Source organism: Rhodococcus sp. MEB041 (assembly GCF_030208955.1).
In the GTDB taxonomy this organism is placed as follows: Bacteria; Actinomycetota; Actinomycetes; order Mycobacteriales; family Mycobacteriaceae; genus Rhodococcoides.
Window position 1 is genome coordinate 571,775 of the sequence record NZ_JARVSZ010000001.1, and the last position, 15,123, is coordinate 586,897.

General features: G+C 63.9%; 16 protein-coding genes, 1 pseudogene and 1 riboswitch. Of the genes and pseudogenes, 8 read left to right on the plus strand and 9 right to left on the minus strand.

Annotation, left to right across the window (positions count from 1 at the left end; genetic code table 11):
• Positions 1-19 precede the first annotated feature (19 nt).
• Positions 20-679, plus strand: coding sequence for a hypothetical protein (locus QRN16_RS02730; RefSeq protein ID WP_285184514.1), 660 nt, complete (start codon positions 20-22; stop codon positions 677-679).
• Between the two features lie 19 nt (positions 680-698).
• Here QRN16_RS02730 and QRN16_RS02735 read toward each other — a convergent pair whose 3' ends face one another.
• From QRN16_RS02735 to QRN16_RS02765, 7 genes are all read right to left on the minus strand, one after another.
• Positions 699-1,115 carry a DUF1801 domain-containing protein gene (locus QRN16_RS02735; protein WP_285184515.1) on the minus strand — a complete coding sequence of 139 codons (417 nt, stop codon included), beginning with the start codon at positions 1,113-1,115 and terminating at the stop codon, positions 699-701.
• A 22-nt stretch (positions 1,116-1,137) separates the two neighbouring features.
• Positions 1,138-2,361 (minus strand): type II toxin-antitoxin system HipA family toxin, encoded by a 1,224-nt coding sequence (locus QRN16_RS02740; RefSeq protein ID WP_285184516.1) that lies wholly within the window; start codon positions 2,359-2,361, stop codon positions 1,138-1,140.
• Positions 2,358-2,615 carry a helix-turn-helix domain-containing protein gene (locus QRN16_RS02745; protein ID WP_285184517.1) on the minus strand — a complete coding sequence of 86 codons (258 nt, stop codon included), beginning with the start codon at positions 2,613-2,615 and terminating at the stop codon, positions 2,358-2,360. The genes QRN16_RS02740 and QRN16_RS02745 overlap by 4 nt, the downstream gene beginning before the upstream one ends.
• 148 nt (positions 2,616-2,763) lie before the next feature.
• The gene (locus QRN16_RS02750) at positions 2,764-3,261 is read right to left on the minus strand and encodes a hypothetical protein (RefSeq protein WP_285184518.1); all 498 of its coding nucleotides are present in this window, start codon (positions 3,259-3,261) and stop codon (positions 2,764-2,766) included.
• Positions 3,258-4,352 (minus strand): MerR family transcriptional regulator, encoded by a 1,095-nt coding sequence (locus QRN16_RS02755; RefSeq protein ID WP_285184519.1) that lies wholly within the window; start codon positions 4,350-4,352, stop codon positions 3,258-3,260. The genes QRN16_RS02750 and QRN16_RS02755 overlap by 4 nt, the downstream gene beginning before the upstream one ends.
• 92 nt (positions 4,353-4,444) lie before the next feature.
• Positions 4,445-5,794, minus strand: a complete 1,350-nt coding sequence (locus QRN16_RS02760; RefSeq protein WP_285184520.1) for an MFS transporter — start codon at positions 5,792-5,794, stop codon at positions 4,445-4,447.
• Between the two features lie 129 nt (positions 5,795-5,923).
• Positions 5,924-6,625: a FadR/GntR family transcriptional regulator gene (locus tag QRN16_RS02765; protein WP_285184521.1), complete on the minus strand. Its 702-nt coding sequence runs from the start codon at positions 6,623-6,625 to the stop codon at positions 5,924-5,926.
• 203 nt (positions 6,626-6,828) lie between these two features.
• Between QRN16_RS02765 and QRN16_RS02770 the strand changes: the two genes are divergently transcribed.
• The 5 genes and pseudogenes from QRN16_RS02770 (at position 6,829) to QRN16_RS02790 (ending at position 11,498) form a co-directional block, all read left to right on the plus strand.
• Positions 6,829-8,460 (plus strand): AMP-binding protein, encoded by a 1,632-nt coding sequence (locus QRN16_RS02770; RefSeq protein WP_285184523.1) that lies wholly within the window; start codon positions 6,829-6,831, stop codon positions 8,458-8,460.
• On the plus strand, positions 8,457-9,221 hold the full coding sequence (locus QRN16_RS02775) for an enoyl-CoA hydratase-related protein (protein ID WP_285184524.1): 765 nt from the start codon (positions 8,457-8,459) through the stop codon (positions 9,219-9,221). The genes QRN16_RS02770 and QRN16_RS02775 overlap by 4 nt, the downstream gene beginning before the upstream one ends.
• Positions 9,218-10,429 carry an acyl-CoA dehydrogenase family protein gene (locus QRN16_RS02780; RefSeq protein WP_285184525.1) on the plus strand — a complete coding sequence of 404 codons (1,212 nt, stop codon included), beginning with the start codon at positions 9,218-9,220 and terminating at the stop codon, positions 10,427-10,429. The genes QRN16_RS02775 and QRN16_RS02780 overlap by 4 nt, the downstream gene beginning before the upstream one ends.
• 43 nt (positions 10,430-10,472) lie before the next feature.
• Positions 10,473-10,631: pseudogene (locus QRN16_RS02785) on the plus strand (acyl-CoA dehydrogenase family protein); the annotation flags it as partial.
• A gap of 84 nt (positions 10,632-10,715) precedes the next feature.
• The gene (locus QRN16_RS02790; RefSeq protein ID WP_285184686.1) at positions 10,716-11,498 is read left to right on the plus strand and encodes an acyl-CoA dehydrogenase family protein; all 783 of its coding nucleotides are present in this window, start codon (positions 10,716-10,718) and stop codon (positions 11,496-11,498) included.
• A 39-nt stretch (positions 11,499-11,537) separates the two neighbouring features.
• On the opposite strand, the gene QRN16_RS02795 is transcribed toward QRN16_RS02790, so the two are convergent.
• Positions 11,538-12,185: a response regulator gene (locus tag QRN16_RS02795; protein ID WP_285184526.1), complete on the minus strand. Its 648-nt coding sequence runs from the start codon at positions 12,183-12,185 to the stop codon at positions 11,538-11,540.
• Between the two features lie 57 nt (positions 12,186-12,242).
• A riboswitch (TPP riboswitch) is annotated at positions 12,243-12,337 on the plus strand.
• Between QRN16_RS02795 and QRN16_RS02800 the strand changes: the two genes are divergently transcribed.
• On the plus strand, positions 12,337-13,101 hold the full coding sequence (locus QRN16_RS02800; RefSeq protein WP_502943974.1) for a 3-oxoacyl-ACP reductase: 765 nt from the start codon (positions 12,337-12,339) through the stop codon (positions 13,099-13,101). Its footprint overlaps the riboswitch before it by 1 nt.
• Before the next feature lie 4 nt (positions 13,102-13,105).
• Here QRN16_RS02800 and QRN16_RS02805 read toward each other — a convergent pair whose 3' ends face one another.
• Positions 13,106-14,257, minus strand: coding sequence for a sensor histidine kinase (locus tag QRN16_RS02805; protein ID WP_285184528.1), 1,152 nt, complete (start codon positions 14,255-14,257; stop codon positions 13,106-13,108).
• A gap of 220 nt (positions 14,258-14,477) precedes the next feature.
• On the opposite strand from QRN16_RS02805, the gene QRN16_RS02810 reads away from it, so the two are divergent.
• The gene (locus QRN16_RS02810) at positions 14,478-15,089 is read left to right on the plus strand and encodes a DUF4352 domain-containing protein (protein WP_285184529.1); all 612 of its coding nucleotides are present in this window, start codon (positions 14,478-14,480) and stop codon (positions 15,087-15,089) included.
• Positions 15,090-15,123: the final 34 nt, after the last annotated feature.

Below are 15,123 nucleotides of genomic sequence, written 5' to 3' on the forward strand. Positions count from 1 at the left end.
AACGGCGAGGAAGGTGCTCATGTCGACCCGTCCCGTTCTTGCCGTTCTGATCGTGAGCGTGGTGACCGCGACTGTCGGGGCATGCACCATCGGAGTCGACTCCACCGAAACGGTGGGGACGTCCACCAGTGCCCCGTCCACGCCATCGACAACCCTCACACCGGGGCCGTCGGACGTGTCCACCTCTCAGCAGACCCCGTCCATCGAGGACACACAGCAGCCGGGCATGACGCTCGGGCCCGACGGAAGTATGTATCCGGCGCGGCCTGGTTCGGAGGAAGTCGCAGTCGACCTGGAACCGTTCGCCAATACCGGCGCAGACGGGGACGGTTACTTCTTCACGTCACCGACGGGGAATATCGCTAGCGCGATTTATCCTGCGCCGTCATCGGCGGGGCCGGTCGGTTGTCAGGCGGTGACCAGCGTCGCGCCCGTGGACGGTCCGGTGTGCAGCAATGCGGACAACGACAAGTACGCCGTCCGCATCGAAGCGACAGGTGCCGTTCACACCTGCACCACGCAGGGGATCTACACGGCATCCGATGCGGCTGTGCTGCAGTACGGCGAGACCCTCACCGTCGGTGGCGCAATGTGCGTCTCGCGAGAGGACGGGATTTCCTGTCTGCTCGCCGGGAGCAATGCAGTCCTCATGTCGCGCGGGGCGAACCTGACGTACTGACTCGCCCGAGGCGACCGGTCTACTCGTCATCCTCACGTGCCCAGGCGATGGCGATGAAGCGCCGCAGTACATCGAGGTCGATCTGGTCCAGTCTGCGCACATAGACGCACCCTGCGCCCTCGGTGTAAGTGCCGAGCGAGGGCAGCAGGGCGGCGCTCTCGGGTAGATCCTTCAGCCCGTACAGCGACAGCCGCGCTTTTCTCGGCGAGAACGCGACCTTGGGCCACTCGCCGCGAGTGCGTGGGTTTTTAGGTGAGACATAGCAATAACTGCCGTAACCCACCATCGACGGGCCCCACATCACGGGCTCGGCCCCGGTCACCTCGGCGAAGATCTCCGCGAGACGGACACCGTCTTCCCGGCGGCGTGCGGGTGTCGCGGCTGCGAGGAAGTCTGCGACGTCGGCGTCGGTCGGCTTCGTGCTGGGCTCGGCCATGGTTCGCATCGTGCCACACTGTTCACCGTGTCAGTTCGGCACAACGGTCCCTCAGAAAAGCTTGTAGTCTCGCCGTCGTCTTGTCGTCGAAACCGATATGACCCACGTCCTCGGCGGCAGCTCGAACGCCGGCGCAGACGTCGTCCAGCACGCGGATCACTGCCTTTCGGGGAAGCGTGTGACGTACCGAGCCGTCGAGGACGTGCTCACGCGTCCACCTGTTGTTGCGGCCGTAGAACGTCAGGGCCATGGGGTCGTTCCACGACATGTAGGGCTGGGTGCACAGAAGATCGTATGCGGGAGTGACACCCCATAAACCGTGCTTGCCTTGATGAATCGAATAGTTCTTGCCGTGCAGGTCACCGTTACCGATGGCATAGGAGTAGACGGTGAGCCGTATCAGTTCGAGCGCCGCCTGGCGTGCGGAACCCCCTCCTCGTTCTACGGCCGCTGCCAGCGAGGTGAGCACTGTCTCGGTTTTGATGCGGTACTTGGACGAGGGATACAGCGCGTTGACCTGACATGCATCCTCCTGGGCCAACCTGCGGCCACCATCTCGGTCGAAACGTTCGACGAGAAGACCCGAGACTTCGTTCGCGTCTGTGATCACGTGACGCCGAGGTATGACGAGTCCGCAGGCTTCTGCCACCGACATGAAAAAATTCTCGTTCGCCACCAGGCGCGGGAAACGGTTGGGCGGAGCCAGTTTGAGAATCGCTGCACCTCGCGTCGTCGTCACCGGCGACGAGTACATCTCAGCCGATACCTTGCCCTGAACTCCGGGCAGGCCTGCCACGTCGACGTCCATCGACTGTGGGCCGGCCACGCTGTCGAACAACGCACGCAAACTCGGCGTCGGCACGTCCGGGTCGAACGCGGGCGCGGATGCCTCGGGTTCGAGTCTCGCGGGGATCACCCGCACATCGCCGATCGTGTCCGCCCCGACTGCCAAGAGGATGGCCAGGTGGTCATCCTCCGACGTCTTGGTTCCGGCGACCACACCGGACAGGCGCACCCCTTCGGGAAGCAGTCCGGCGAAGAACGGCGGCACACTTCCTGCCGTGGCTGTAATACCGCCTACTCCCATCGCTAGAGACCAGGCGACGGGCTGGGCGCCGGGGCTGATGTAGTCATCGGGGTACTGGAAGCGGACGGTGTCGCCTGACCTCGTCAAACGGCCTGCACGGATATTTCCCTTGTAGACGTCAGCGTCGTCGACCTGGCGCAGATCGAGCCGAGTGCTCACTCGCGATCCGGTTCGACGACGATGCCGGCGCGAGTGATGAGCGACAGATCGCACCCCAACGCATCTGCAACGGCGCGAACGCCATCGAGTTGCGACGTCTCTTTGCCGCCCTCGATAGATTGCACAGTGGATCGGCCGACCCCGGCCAGTAAAGCCAGCTCGGCCTGCGTCATTCCCAGCTCGTGTCGGCGCGCGGTGAAGGACCGCGCCAGGCGGCTGGCCTGAGTGCGGCGTGACTTCCGAGGGACGGCCATTCCGATCCAATGCTTGCGGGAACCGACTTAAGACACGGTACATCCCAGCAGTCGCATGCGCTAGGGCCTTAAGCCTTCGACAGCAAGCGTAAGGTGCCTCAGATCCACACGCAGCCTCGACGCTTCTATTGCGCTTGTCAAAGCAGGCTTAAGGGGAGGTCGTAGTCCGATCCGTACCGCTCCCCGCCGAAATGGCCGCGTCAACCCTTCCGATCGCGTCGCGGATGAGATCCCCGTAGGGATCGTCCGTGAGCGTCGAGGAGCACTCCTTCGCAGCGTCGATGTGCTCGCGAGCTGCTTCGAAAGACCCGAGCTTGCAGTAGTTGTCCGCGAGGTTGAGATGCAGCGACGGAAAGAAGCCGGCGATGTGAAGTTCCGCGTGATGATCCTGAGTTCGTTTCTCGCTGAAGGCATGTGCCGCGTCGAGTGCTCGAACATCCCACGTGAGCGCCTGCGCGGGACCATCGTAGAGGTCGGCGAGGTAGTGCGCGAGGCTGCACCGGTGAAGGGGATCACCGTCGACACCGATGTCCTGCCACAGTGCAAAGAGTTGTCGACGTGCCTCGTCGACGTTTCCACTTCTGCCCTCGGTGACGGCCGCGGCGATCGCGTCCATCGTCGGGTCGCTTGCGGGACTTCCTGTCATGGCGTGTGTTCTGTCGTCGTGGTGCCACACGGTGCTGCGATGGGCATGACCAGAGTGGTCAAGTCGCCTCGGTCTGCAGAGCGCACAGTGGCGGGTTGTTCGGGCCCGCGGAAATCGAGTAGAACTTCAGCGCCGACGGCGGTGCTGATGGCTGGGTAGAGAGTGGTCATCTCGAACCAGACGTCGATCGTCGGCCCGTTCACACGGGCCGGCAGCTCGATGTCCGAGGAGCGATCGCCGTGGACATCACGAACGACGAGATACTTGTCGTTGCTGCACAACCAGATCCGATCAGCAGATCGTTGTTCGAGGGCATGCAGAAGCGTCGCAGTGGGGACCTCGACCCGACTGGTCACCGCCGGCAGAGTGTCGAGCATCGATCGGTAGTCGGGGAAGGGCTCGGACACGAACCTGCAGTGATGATCACCGCGGCCAATCAGGCGCAGGTTCATACCGTGATTGGTGACGTCGACGCTGACGGACGACGTACGGCGCAGATCGCCGAGGCTCTGTCGGAGGTCGTCGCCGTTCACTGTTGCGGCCCACGCCGCAGCACTGTCGACATTGCTGACCAGTGTTCTTGTCGACAGGCGGTAGCGGTCGCTGGCGGTCAGCGTCAAGACCCCGGGCCCAGCTTCGACATGGACGCCACCGAGGACTGCGATGTCCGGATCGTCGGTGGTGGCGGTGAGGATCTGTTCGATCGCGGAGGCCAAGACCGGCCCGCTCAGTCGGGCGGTCTGCAGCCTGGTTCGCTCAGCCAGGGTGGTCGTGATGGAGGCTGCCTGCTGCCGCACCGATTCGGCCTCGCGCATCACCGTGGTGACGTGATCATCGACCGAGCGAATCACGTCGACGACGTCCGCGCCGAGCGCAGAGTTCACAGACGGAAGGGACATGCCGATCTCGCGGAGTCGCCTCAGCAGGACCGCCTTCGCGAGCTGGTCCTCGCGGTAGAAGCGATACCCGGTGACGGGGTCCACCTCTGCCGGCAGCAGCGATCCTGAATCTGCGTAGAAGCGCAGGGCGCTTGCCGTCAGGCCGCACCGCTGCGCGAACGACCCGATGGACATCAACTCGGCATCTGACACCCCGACAGCATGCAGCTTCGACCTACATGAAGGTCAACCGCGTGTGCCGACTACCGCTGGTTGGTGGCCGGAAGAGGTGCCGTGATCTCCGATCACCCCTGGCGCGCCTTCACCGTGTCGAGGTCGTCGGCCTCGACGTCGATCGACTCGGCGGCAGCGTATTTCGCACCCCGGTACGTCTCTTGTCGGATGGTTGCCAAGGTCACCAAGCCGACGAGCGCAGCCCCGATCACGAAGAACGCGGGAGATACAGCGTTTCCGGTCCGGTCGATCAGCCACGTTGCAATGTAGGCCGCTGTTCCACCGGTGGCGATGGTAGCGATGTTGAAACCCAGTGCGACGCCGGTGAGTCGGACACGCGAGGTGAACAAGGACGGGAAGAGTGGCGCCGTCGAGGTCTGGATGAGCGGTGTGCCCACGGCGAAGAACCCGAATGCGATGGCAGCCACCACCAGCCCGTGTCCGCTCATCATGGACATGGCGGGGTATGCCAGTACCGCCGACGCGACCAGGCCCGCCAGGAGAATCTTCTTGCTGCCGAACCGGTCGACGAGCAGGCCGGATACCGGCATCGACAGGGCGACCAGAACGATCACGAGCGCGGCAGTCCAGGTCACTGCCGTCTGACTGAATCCCCCTTCTCGAACGAGGTGGATTCCGACATACGTCAGGACCATGTAGCCGGTGGCGTTCTGTGCGACACCGAGCCCGAAGACCTGCAGGACCTGACGGGGGTGGCTTCGCATCAGTTCGCTGAGTGGAGCTTTGGAGATGTCATCGCGCGCGGCCGAGCGCTCGAATTCAGGTGTGTCCTCGATTCGGCTACGCAGCCAGAGGCAGATGAGCAACAGCGGTAGGCCGAGGAGGAATGGGATGCGCCAACCCCAACTGGTCATCTGTTCAGTCGACGTCAACGCCGACGTCGTGGCCACTGCGACCGCAGCGAGAGCGAATCCGCTGTTGCTGCCGAGGGCGACGAACGACGCTCCCAGACCCTTCCGCTTCGGGCCGACGGTTTCGTAGACGTAGGTGAGGGCGCCTCCCAGTTCACCTCCGGCCGAGAAGCCCTGCACGAGACGTGCAACGACCAGGAGTGCCGGGGCGAGGACACCCGCCGTCTCGTAGGTCGGGAGTAGAGCCATCAAGGCAGTGCCGATACCCATCAGGACGACCGAGACGACGAGCGCTCGTTTGCGTCCGTGTCGGTCGCCGAGACGGCCGAAGAACAGTCCGCCGATCGGCCTCATCAAGTAGGCGGATGCGAACACCGCCAGGCTGGCCAGTAGCGACGCGGTGGGGTCGTCGCCGGGAAAGAACAGTGGGCTGACCACCACGGCGAGATAGGCATAGACGGTGAGGTCGTAGTACTCGACGATCGTGCCTGCTGCTGCAGCGATGACGCCTCGACGTCGAGTCCGATCGATGGTGCGGGGACTGGCCACATCCGACTCCGGTTCTGTGCGGGCGCGCTGTCACTGGGCGATCGGCCGCGGGGAGACCGGTATGTGCGCGCCCTCGAACCATACGACTGCACATCGAAACATGTACAGCTTTTGGGCTGGAATCGTCAGTCAGAGCTGCCAGTGAACGGGCTGCGCGATCACACGGCTCAACCAGCGCCTGTAGTACCGGGCCGAATCGGTCACGAACGTACTCATCGCCCGCCCGGCCGCGTCGGGATCGCCCAGGGCCAGGGCATCGAGGATGATCTGCTGGGCGTCGATGGCCGCGCGTCGTGTTGCGAGCGGGTGCTCGGTGGGCTCGGCATCCCGTACGAGCAGCCACAGCGTTTCCATCACGATGCGAAATGCCGCGTTGCCGGCCGCTTTGTACAGCGTGGTCTGGAACAGCGCGTTCTGCTCCTGGAAGTTCTCGTAGTCGCCGGGATCGGCTCGCATGCTGTCGAGGGCTTGCTGCATCTCGTCGAGCTGGGAGGGCGAGGCGTTCTCCGCAGCTTGCCGGGCCACGAGAGGTTCCAATGTGAGGCGAACGTCGATGACGTCGGAGATCGTCGCTCCTTCGAGCTGAAGGAACAGCTTGAATGTGTTGCCCAGCGAGTCGTACCGAGGTCGCGCCGCCGTGGGCCCACCCCCGACACCGGGCTTGATGGTGATGAGGTCTCGGCTCTCGAGCAGTCGCAGTGCCTCACGGACAGTTGTCCGCGCCACGCCGTACTCCGCCATCATCTCTTTCTCTGTCGGCAGGCGTTGCCCCTCGTCGATACCGCCGCCGAGAATCTGGTCGGCGATCACGTTCGCGACCCGCTCGGACATCTTCCTGGGTCTGGCCGCAGGAGTTCTTCTAGGTACGCGGTCACCCTGGTCGTCGGTCACTGCGCGATGCCATGTGGGCGACAGAGGTCGCATGAACTCATGCGATCACGATACGTGAGCGCAAAGTATCAATTGCTGTACATGTTTAGTGGGATGGGGTTAGCGTCTGGAGTAACCGCACTGCCCGACTACGGAGGTCCACCATGCAACCGACACGGCTCCCGGCCGACGAGCTGGTGCGTGAGTATCGAGCTCGCGGGTACTGGAGCGACGACACGGTCGGCAGTCTCCTGACCCGGTGCGCGGCCGACCGCCCCGACGCTCTCGCGGTAGTGGACGGTGACCGGCGGTCGACCTTCGGCGACATCGAGCGTGACGCGTCCCGTCTCGCCCTGTCGTTGAAGCGGCTCGGGGTCAGCCGTGACTCCGTGGTGTCCTTCCAGCTGCCGAACTGTGTCGAGGCGGTAATCGTCTTCCATGCCGTGATGAAACTCGGTGCAGTGGCGAATCCGATCGTTCCGATCTATCGCGAACAAGAGGTGAGCTTCATCCTCGACCAGTCGGGGGCAGCAGTCGTCTTCGTGATGGACTCTCGTGGCAACCGCGACGTCGAGTCCATGTACTCGTCGCCGATCTTCGCCGCCGTCGATGTGGTCGTCGTGGGTTCGGCGCGCTGGAACGACATGATCACGGTGACCGACGTCGAGGTGGAGGTGGAGGACGTGGGCGTCGACCCCGACGACGTGTGCCTGCTGTTGTACACATCGGGAACCACCGCCGAGCCCAAGGGTGTCTTGCACAGCCACAACACTCTGGTCTTCGAGAACCGGTCGATGGTCGACTGGTTCGGACTCGGCCCCGACGACGTCGTCTTCAATCCCTCGCCGGTGACGCATGTGACCGGTATCAATTGCGCCCTTACCCTGCCGTTCCTGCTCGGAATCCCTGTCGTACTGCAGGATCGGTGGGATTCCGATGTCGCGCTCGCCCGAATTCTCGCGGAGCGCGCCTCGTTCATGATCTTCTCTACCCCGTTTCTGAGAGGTCTGGTGAATGCCGCGACACGGGCGAACACCTCGACTCCGTCAGTTCGATATGTCGTGTGCGGTGGCGCCGACATTCCCGACTCGCTCGCTACAGCTGCGACGGACACGCTCGGTACGACTGTCCGGATGTTCGGCGCAACGGAGGGCCCGTCTGCCACTTGTTCCACATCGTCCGATTCCCTGCATGCCCGCACGCGGAGCGACGGTCGTCCCATAGCTCCGACCGACGTTCTGGTGGACGGGACCGATCGGTCGTCCTCGGTCGGCGAGATCGTTTGGCGCGGACCCGACACGTTCCTGGGGTACTTGGACGCGTCTCTGAACGAGGCTGCGTTCACTCTGGACGGGTTCTTCCGTACGGGTGACTTGGGGCGCTTCGACGACGACGGGTACCTCCACGTCGTCGGACGTATCAAGGACATCATCAATCGGTCCGGGGAGAAGATCAGCGCGTACTCCGTGGAATCCCTGCTCTCGCAGCATCCGCACGTGTCGGAGGTGGCGATCGTTGCCGGACCCGACCCCGTGACGGGAGAGCGCGGTTGTGCCTTCGTGGTTCCCGAGGCCGGCACGAGCATCGATCTCGCCGAGGTCCAGGCATTTCTCGAGTCCCACAAGATCGCTCGTCAGCGATTTCCGGAGAGCGTCTTCGTCGTGGATTCACTGCCCAAGACGCCTAGTGGGAAGATTCAGAAGTTCGCTCTGCGGGAATGGACTCGCGACAGAGCCGAGGTTCCCCGTCACATGGCAGGCATCACCATTGCTGCGTCGTACGAGGTCGACCGGTGACCGCGAGCATCGCTGTCAGCCACCCCGAGTCCGGCGTCGCCCTCGTCGAACTGTCTCGCGGCAAGGTGAACGCACTCGACAGCGCGATGTACAGAGAACTGGCCGACGTGTTCGAAGAATTGTCAGACCGGGAGGACACCACGGTCGCAGTTCTGACCGGTAAGGGCAAGAACTTCTGTGGTGGAAACGATCTCCACGAATTCCAGAGCATGTCCGCGGAGAACGGCGACCGGCGGATGCGAGAGATACGCCGTGGGCTCTTCTCCGTGATGGATTGCGCTGTGCCCGTGGTCGCTGCCGTCAATGGGGCAGCCCTCGGAAGTGGCTTGGGACTGACCGCCGTATGCGACGTCGTCGTCGCCTCCGACCGTGCGGTGTTCGGCCTACCGGAAATGAATGTCGGCGTTCTCGGAGGTGGGCGATTCGCCGCGCGCATGTTGCCGCAACAGGCTGTGCGGCGACTGTTCTTCACGGCGGAGCCGGTCGGCGCAGCGACCATGCGTGACTGGGGTGCTCCCATCGAAGTGGTCCCGGAATCGGAATTGCTGAACGTGGCAATGATGCGAGCACGGTCTATCGCAGCCAAGAACCGATACGCCGTGACGCTCGCCAAGCAGTCCCTGAACGGGTGCGAATCTCTCGATCTGAAGAGGGGCTACGAGCTCGAGCAGAGCTTCACCGTCCGGCTGGCGGACAACCCGCATGCCAAGGCCGCGGTCGATGCCCGCATCGAGCAACTTGCACGAAAGGATCGGTCGTGACGACAGATGTGCAGTACGAACAGGCGACTCTCGATCAATTCGGTCGGGACTGTGTCGCGTTTCTCGAGACTCGGGTTCCACGCCGATCGAGCGCGGCCGATGTCGAGCGGCGCTACGCGATCTTCCACAATCACGACGCCGCAGAGGAGCGTGCGCTCATCGATGCTGCCCGTCGATGGCAGGCAGAGCGGGTTGATGCGGGGTTCGGTGCGATCACGTGGGATCCGGTGTGGGGCGGACCCGGCCTGTCGGCGAGTCACGAGCGGAACTACGTCGAGCACGAACTGGAGTTCGCAGTCCCCGATCGTCATGAGATCGTGCTGGTCACTGTCGATCTCGTCGCGCCGACGGTCCACCTTCTCGGGACCGAGAATCAGCGACGACAGTTCGTCCGCTCCTTTCTGCGCGCCGATCTGCTCTGCTGTCAGCTGTTTTCGGAACCGGGGGCTGGGTCTGATCTGGCTGGGTTGACCACCCGAGCGACGCGTGACGGGGACTCCTGGATCGTCAACGGTCAGAAAGTGTGGAGCTCGGGTGCGCAGTTCGCAGAGTGGGGACTGCTGATCGCACGAACCGATTCCACTGCCCCCAAGCATCGCGGAATGACGGCTTTCATGGTCCCCATGGATTCGGACGGTATCGACATCCGACCTATCCGACAGATGTCCGGTGGCTCCACGTTCAACGAGGTGTTCCTGGACGGCGTCTTACTTCCGGACACGCTGCGGCTCGGCGATGTCGGCGACGGTTGGAAGGTTGCACTGACGACATTAGGTTTCGAACGCAACTCGAGCGCCGGCATCGTCGATGCCGGAGGAAACGTCCGCGACCTGGCTCGACTCGTGCGGCAGGTCGGTGCTCCAGCAGACCCCCTGACACGGCAGCGCGTGGCCGAAGTAGCTGTCTACGAGCGCGCATCCGCGCTTCTCGTCGCCCGGTACGCCGAGCGACGCGAGGATGGCGCCGCCCCCGGTGTCGAGGGGTCGATCGGCAAAATTGTCTGGACCCAGAACCTGACCCGTATCGGAGAAGCAGCGGCACGAGTGCTCGGTCCGCGCCTTGCGGCGGACACAGGCGAAGCCGACACGTTCGCCTGGTCGGAGCACCTCCTCGGAGCCCCCGGCTACCGCATAGCTGGGGGATCCGACGAGATTCAACGAAACATCATCGGAGAACGAGGGCTCGGCCTACCGCGGGAACCGAGGTGAGCACGACATGACCATGGAATGGACCGTCGAGCAACGCGACATCATGGATGCGGTTCGGCGCGCGCTGTCCGATGCGGCCGACGGCGACTCCTGGAGTGCACTGACGACGATGGGTTGCACCGAGATCGGTGTTCCGGAACAGTACGGCGGCGCAGGAGGAACGCTCAAAGACCTGTGCGCGGTCGCTCTCGAACTGGGTAGGGCACTCGATCCCGGCCCGTTCTTCGCGTCTGCAGTCCTGGCCGGATTGCTCCTGTCCGAACTGGCCCCCGCGCCTGACAACCAGATGGGCATCACGCTCGCCCGACTGGCGACGGGATCCACACGTGTAGCTGTGGCTGGAAACCAGGGTGCACGTGATGGAGTCGTCTGGTCGGACGATGACGAAGGCGTGGTGCTCAGCGGGCACACTAATTTCGTCATGGGCGGGATGGACGCTGACACCGTGCTGGTCATTGCGACGTCCGACAGGGGTCGCCTCGTGGCGACAGTCGATGCGACCGACAACGGTGTCGAGCGGACGGCGATGACGACGTTGGATCTGACGAGACCTATGGCGTCCGTGACGTTCGACGGTGTTCGCCCGACCGAGTGGGTTCCCGTGGAGGGAACCGGGGCGGTCGACCGAGCCACGGCCGCGATGTGGACCGTACTGGCAGCTGAACAGGTGGGCAGCGCTCGCGCCTGTCTGGACATGTCCGTCGTCTATGCCAAGACCAGAAAGCAGTTCGGCCGGCCGATCGGTTCTTTTCAGGCAATCAAGCATCGGCTCGTCGATATGTCCATTGCCGTCGAGTTGGCTGAAGCGGCTGTTCTGGACGCAGCGAACGCGGCGGTCGACCGCGACGAGGCCTCGATGTTCACGGCCGTGTCCATCGCACGGGTGTTGGCATCGCGAGCGGCGTCGTTCGCCGCAGAGGAATCCATACAGGTTCACGGTGGTATCGGATTCACGTGGGAGCATCCGCTGCATCACTATTTCCGACGCGCGAAGAGCGTCGAGATGCTGTTCGGATCCATGGACTCCCATCTCGACCGCATTGCTGAGGCAGTGCTCGAACGGGCGTGAACGGGAGGGTGCAGCAGCTGGCCTGTCCGCGTGTGCTCGCTACTCGATCAACCCAGCGCGGAATGCCGCCAACGCCGCTTCGACTCGGTTGGACACCTGGAGCTTGTGGTTCACCGCAGAGAGGTGCGACTTGACCGTCGTCTCCGACATGAACAGGCGTCGTGCGATATCTGGATTCGACGCACCGGTGGCCATGACCGACAGCACTTCTCGCTCTCGCTCGGTGAGCGAATCCAGCATTGTTGTAGGCCGCGGTGCACGAGTAGACGCGACGATCCGCCGGAGTGACTCTTCGGAGAACAGAGTGTTGCCGGCAGCGACTGCGCGGATCGACTGGTGGAACGTCTCCGGTGCCTCGGACTTGCTGAGGAAGCTGTGGGCTCCGGCCTCGATGGCCTGGACCACCAGATCGTCCACGTCCATCGCCGTCATCGCGACGACCTTCGGTGGGTGCGCCGATGCCATCAATGCTCGGGTGGCGTCGAGTCCGTCCACTCGGCGCATCTTCAAATCCATCAGGACGACGTCGGGCCGATGAGCAGCGACTGCGGCGGGTACCTCGTCACCGTCCGAGACCGATTCGACCACCACGATATCCGTGGTGGCGGCGAAGATGTCCGCCACGCCGCGACGAACGAATGCGTCGTCGTCCACGACGAGAACGGTGATGACCGCATCGGAGTCCATGATGGGTCGACCGTATCGGGTCGCGCCGACAGGCCACAGCGGACGAGGTGTTCTATGGAGTCGGACACGGGGTGCCGAACCGAACCGGCTGAGAACACACCCGTCGAACCTGACCAGGTCATGCTGGCGAAGGGATGTCGACATGCGCACATTGCCGCTGGGCGAACAGATCGTGCTCGTGACGGGCGGTGCTCGCGGACTTGGTGCTGCGATCACGCGCGCGTTCCTGCAGCAGGGTTCTCGCGTGGTGGTCAACTACCACCGCAGTAAAGCCGCAGCCGACGCTCTGGCATCCGAGTTCGGTCCTGACCGCGTTGTCGCGGTGCAGGCCGACGTCACGGACCGGCACCAGGTCGACGCGCTGTTCGACAGGGCACGTGAGCATTTCGGGTCGACTGTCACCGCTGTCGTCAACAACGCTTTGATCGACTTCTCGTTCAACGGTGACGACCGTGCCAAGGCCGACGAGATCGAGTGGTCGGCGTTCGACTCGCAGTTCCGCGGCAGCGTTGCCGGCGCTCTGCACACCACGCAGGCAGCTGTGCCGGGCATGCGTGCGGCGGGGTTCGGGCGGATCATCACGATCGGCACGAACCTCGTGCAGAACCCCGTCGTTCCGTATCACGACTACACAGCGGCGAAGGCTGCCCTGTTGGCGCTGACGAGGACCTTCTCGGCGGACCTCGGGCCCGACGGCATCACCGTCAACATGGTCTCCGGTGGTCTGTTGAGGACCACGGATGCCAGTTCCGCGACCCCATCTGCGGTGTTCGACATGATCGCCGAGAGCACCCCGCTGCGCCGGGTGACGACGCCGGCCGAGTTCGCGGATGCCGTGCTGTTCTTCGCGTCGCCGTGGTCGAGAGCGGTGACGGGGCAGAACCTGGTCGTCGACGGCGGATTGGTGAAGGACTGACGCGTCAGGAGTACCAGGGGAGCCAGGCCGTCACGATGAACTCGCCACCCATGGCGGTCCACCGCACCCACCCGCCGGCGTTGTGTGCTTGCTCTGCGAGGCCGGCCAACCCGGTTCGCGAACCCTGGCCAGGTTGCGCTGTCGTCGACATGTGGTTGCGCACGGTCAGACTGATGCCGTCCGTGTCCGCCCCACTCACCGTGATGTGAAGGGGGGAGCTCGGGGCATGCTTCTGACTGTTGGTCAGAGCTTCCTGCACGATGCGGTACGCGGTATGACTGGTCAGATCGCCGACGACACCGGGATGAATGTCCTGAACCAGCGTCACCCGACACCCGGCAGAACGCGCCGCGTCGACGAGGTCTCCGATGCCCGCGATGCTGCGCCGTCCAGCATCCTCGCCGCCGGTGTCGGACCCGCGGAGAACGCCGATGATGCGTTTGAGCTCATCCAGCGACTCGTGAGCCGAGGAACGAATCAGGGCCGACGTGTTGGAGATCTTCTCCGGTCCGTCGTTACTCCCGACCTGTAAACCGCCTGCCAGTAACGATATTCGACTGAGTCCGGCGGCCAGGGTGTCGTGCATGTCGCGCGCAATGCGGGAGCGTTCCTGCTGTATCAGCATGTCCTCGTGCAGGCGCTGCGACTGCGCGGTCGCCTGATCGCGGGACTGCACGGCCACCACGAGATCGGACTTCGTACGGCGAAGTTGAGAGAGCGCCAGAACGACGGCGACGAGGACAGCCGCAACGAGCCAGGGAAGCCACCAGGGAAGCGGCCACGTCGGCGGGGGAGTGCCCTCGACGTGCTTGACTCCGATCGTCAGGACCGAATAATCGCGGCGGCGCCCTGCGTCGTACGCGAGGGATATCGCGCAGGCCAGGTAGACCGCGACTGCAGCACCGGCGAGAGTACGACCTCGAGCGAAGACGCCCACCGCGTAGAGAGCTGTCAGCGCGGCCGTTGCGTCGGTGGCGAAGAAGAGCGGACCGACGACGGCCATCGCGAGGACGATCCACGGTTTGTCGTGTCGCCAGATCAACGCTATCGCGGCGGCCATATTGAGGACGACGCCGAGCGCCACGTTCCACACCGGTGTTCCCGATGTGCCCGCGAGACCGGCAGCAATGAAGGTGCAGAACAAGCTGAGCGTCACTGCGCCGACGGTCCAGGCGCGACGCCGAACCGTAGCTGCAGTAGTGGTCACAGAGAAGACGGTACGGCCATGGTCCGACATGAGCCTCCGTTCTTCGGTCGCGAATGCCGACCGAAAGGAGGAGTGAGACCGGCCGAATCGACGAGGTGCCCGACGGGGTCACTGCGGTGTTCTTGGTGGGACGCACCGACCGGTGCCGGCACCACCGAAAGGACTCGCCATGACTCAGCCTCCCCAGAACCCGTACGCGCAGCCACAGCAGCCGCCGACCAAGAAGAACTGGTTCCTGCGGCACAAGATCCTCACGGCGATCGGTGCGGTCGTCGTCATCGCTGTTGGCGTCAATCTGGCGAGCGGAGGACAGGACTCGTCCACGAGTGGCACCACGTCCTCCTCGCAGGCTGCAACGGAGGGCAGCAGTGCGCCGGCCGAAGAGTCGGCACCGGGAATCGGTGCTGCGGTGAGGGACGGCAAGTTCGAGTTCACCGTGCAGAACGTCGAGCGTGGCGTCGCCAGTGTGGGGGATCAGTACACGTCGCAGACGCCGCAGGGCGAGTACGTGCTGGTCACCCTGAATGTCGCGAACATCGGCAACGAGCAGCAGCTGTTCGACACATCGTCGCAGAAGCTACTCGACGGGCAGGGGCGCGAGTACTCGACCGACACACTCGCGACGGTGACCAACGACCCGAATCTCGGCTTCTCGCAGATCAATCCGGGCAACTCGCTCGTGGCGACACTCGTCTACGACGTGCCGGCGGGCACCGCACCGTCGGAGATCGAGCTTCACGACTCCTTGTTCTCCGGCGGCGTCACCGTCTCCGTCGCCTGATCTTTATCTATCCGTTCCCACGTCAGGAGTTTTC

What these genes read in the sequence shown, in the direction of transcription:
- QRN16_RS02810 (WP_285184529.1), top strand. Translation starts at nt 14,478, where the DNA reads ATGACTCAGCCTCCCCAGAACCCGTACGCGCAGCCACAGCAGCCGCCG.
- QRN16_RS02735 (WP_285184515.1), bottom strand. Translation starts at nt 1,115, where the DNA reads ATGGCCGAGCCCAGCACGAAGCCGACCGACGCCGACGTCGCAGACTTC.
- QRN16_RS02795 (WP_285184526.1), bottom strand. Translation starts at nt 12,185, where the DNA reads ATGGACTCCGATGCGGTCATCACCGTTCTCGTCGTGGACGACGACGCA.
- QRN16_RS02770 (WP_285184523.1), top strand. Translation starts at nt 6,829, where the DNA reads ATGCAACCGACACGGCTCCCGGCCGACGAGCTGGTGCGTGAGTATCGA.
- QRN16_RS02745 (WP_285184517.1), bottom strand. Translation starts at nt 2,615, where the DNA reads ATGGCCGTCCCTCGGAAGTCACGCCGCACTCAGGCCAGCCGCCTGGCG.
- QRN16_RS02750 (WP_285184518.1), bottom strand. Translation starts at nt 3,261, where the DNA reads ATGACAGGAAGTCCCGCAAGCGACCCGACGATGGACGCGATCGCCGCG.
- QRN16_RS02730 (WP_285184514.1), top strand. Translation starts at nt 20, where the DNA reads ATGTCGACCCGTCCCGTTCTTGCCGTTCTGATCGTGAGCGTGGTGACC.
- QRN16_RS02765 (WP_285184521.1), bottom strand. Translation starts at nt 6,625, where the DNA reads ATGTCCGAGCGGGTCGCGAACGTGATCGCCGACCAGATTCTCGGCGGC.
- QRN16_RS02790 (WP_285184686.1), top strand. Translation starts at nt 10,716, where the DNA reads ATGGGCATCACGCTCGCCCGACTGGCGACGGGATCCACACGTGTAGCT.